The 2,644-nt window shown below is 68.2% G+C and carries 1 protein-coding gene and 1 pseudogene; one reads left to right on the forward strand and one right to left on the reverse strand.

The features are described from left to right. Positions 1–2,412 (forward strand): DUF2339 domain-containing protein (locus WCE35_RS14480; RefSeq protein WP_424594026.1); only part of this gene is annotated, 2,412 nt, incomplete at its 5' end. Positions 2,413–2,416: 4 nt separating this feature from the next. On the opposite strand, the pseudogene WCE35_RS14485 reads toward WCE35_RS14480, so the two are convergent. Further along, positions 2,417–2,644 (reverse strand): annotated as a pseudogene (locus WCE35_RS14485) (methyl-accepting chemotaxis protein); the annotation flags it as partial.

A 2,644-nucleotide genomic window follows, 5' to 3' on the forward strand; every position in this document is an offset into this window, starting at 1 on the left:
GCCATGCCGCCACCGCTGCCGCCACCCGGTCGCGGTTTCGAGGAGACCATCGGCACCCGCTGGGTGGTGTGGATCGGCGGATTGACCCTGGCGCTGGGCGGATTCTTCATGGTCCGCTATTCGATCGAGGCGGGCCTGCTCGGCCCCGGCGTGCGCATCATGCTGGCCGGCCTGTTCGCCCTGGCGCTGCTCGCCGCCGGCGAATGGACGCGCCGCAAGGAAAGCATCTCCGCGATCGAGGCGCTGCCGGCCGCCAACATCCCCGCGATTCTCACCGCCGCCGGAACGGCGATCGCGTTTGCGACCGTCTATGCGGCCTATGCGCTGTACGATTTTCTGGCGCCCGCCACCGCCTTCATCCTGCTCGGCATGGTGGCGCTGGGCACGCTCGCAGCCGCGCTGCTGCACGGGCCGATGCTGGCCGGTCTCGGCATCGCCGGCGCATTCGTCACGCCTGTCCTGGTCTCCTCCGACCAGCCGGATTTTTGGGCGCTCTATCTCTATCTCGCCATCGTCACCGCGGCGGCGTTCGGGCTGGCGCGGATCAGGCTGTGGCGCTGGCTTGCCGTGACCACCATCGCCTTCGCGCTGCTCTGGACCTTCCCCTGCCTGCAATGCGGGCCATCGATGGTCGCCCCGCACGCGTTCCATGTCATCGCCGGGTTCGTGCTCGCCGCCTTGCTGGTGGTGTGCGGATTCATGTTCGGCCCGCCGGCGGACGAAGGCCGGATCGAGCCGATCTCCTCAGGCGCGCTCGCGGCCTGTCTGTTCGGCGCCACCTTGATCGTGCTGAACAGCTTTCACGCCGACGCCGCCATGATCGTGTTTGCGCTGCTGGTGGCCGGCACCCTGATCGTGGCGTGGCGCAGCGATGCCGCGACCGGCGCGATTATAGCTGCCGCCGGCTTTGTCTTCATCGTGTTCGCCGAATGGGCGATCCGCGGCAATCCGGACATGCTGGTGCTGCCGGGCGGGCCGCTGCCGGGCATCGGACCGAACGCCACGGACGGATCGGTGTCGTTGCATCTGATATCGGCCGCGATCTTCGCCGCCGGATTCGGCGCGGCCGGATTTTGGGCGCAGGGCCGTTCGAACAGCCCGACCATACCGGTGATATGGTCGGCCGCCGCCGTGTTCACGCCGCTGGCGCTCTTGGTGGCGCTGTACGCGCGCATCGCCCATCTCGACCGCTCGATCCCGTTTGCGATCGTCGCGGTGGTGCTGGCCGCGGCCTTTGCCGCCGCGACCGAAATGTTATCGGAGCGCGACGAGCGGCCGGGATTGCCGGCCGCGATCGCGCTGTTTGCGACCGGCGCGCTCTCGGCGCTGGCGCTGGCGTTGACCTTTGCGCTGGAAAAAGGCTGGCTGACCATCGCACTGGCACTGACGTCGATGGCGACCGCCTGGATTTCGACGCAGCGGCCGATCCCGTTCCTGCGTTCGCTCGCCGCCATTCTGGCCGGCATCGTGGTGCTGCGCATCGGCTTCGAGCCGCGCATCGTCGGCGATGCCGTCGGGACCACCCCGGTGTTCAACTGGCTGTTATGGGGCTACGGCATTCCGGCATTGTCGTTCTGGACGGGAAGCCGCTTGCTGCGCCGAGGCGGCGACGACGCGCCGTTGCGCACGGTGGAAGCCGCCGCGATCCTGTTCACGGTGCTGCTGGCGTTTTTGGAGATCCGCCACGCCGTCAACGACGGCGACGTTTACCGGGACAGCGCCGGCCTCACGGAAATCGCGCTTCAGGTAGCCGTGGCGCTCGCCATGGCGATCGGCCTGGAGCGGCTGCGCATCCGCACCGGCAGCATCGTCCACAATATCGGCGCTGTGCTGCTGACGGCCTTTGCCGGGCTCGTGAGCCTGTTCGGGCTGTTGCTGCTGGAAAATCCGGTGATCTGGCCGATCAATACCGGCGGCGTTTTCATCAACCGCATCCTGCTCGGCTATGCCGTGCCGGCCGTGCTTGCGCTGCTGTTGTCCTATGCGGTGGCGGGCCGGCGTCGTGCCGCCTATGCCAACACCATCGCGGCCGGCGCGCTCGTGCTTGCGCTCGGCTATGTCACGCTGGAAATTCGCCGGCTCTATCACGGGCCGGTCCTGACCATCGGCCCTACCGCCGGCGCCGAGCAGTATACCTATTCGATTGCGTGGCTGGCCTTCGGCGTGGTGCTGCTCGGCATCGGCATCCTCTTCAACTCGCAGCGCGCCCGCCTCGCCTCGGCGGCGGTGATCGCGCTGACGATCGCAAAGGCGTTCCTGATCGACATGTCGACGCTGAGCGGGGTCTACCGCGCGCTGTCGTTCATGGGCCTGGGCCTCGTGCTGGTGGCGATCGGCTGGCTGTACCAGCGGATCCTGTTCCGCCGACAAAGGCCGCCGCCCGCCGCGCCAGTGGCGCAGACGGGCGCGTGATCGATCAGGCCGCCCTCACCGTGTTGAGGAACTTGCCGACCTCGAGCTTGAGGCGGTTGGAGTCGCCGGACAGCGACTGTGCTGCCGACAGCACCTGCGAGGAGGCCGAGCCGGTCTCGCCGGCGCCGCGCTGCACGTCTGATATGTTGGAGGAGACCTGCTGGGTGCCCTGGGCGGCCTGCTGGACGTTGCGGGAAATCTCCTGCGTCGCCGCGCCCTGCTCTTCCACCGC

Source organism: Bradyrhizobium sp., assembly GCF_049691595.1.
Lineage (GTDB): Bacteria > Pseudomonadota > Alphaproteobacteria > Rhizobiales > Xanthobacteraceae > Bradyrhizobium.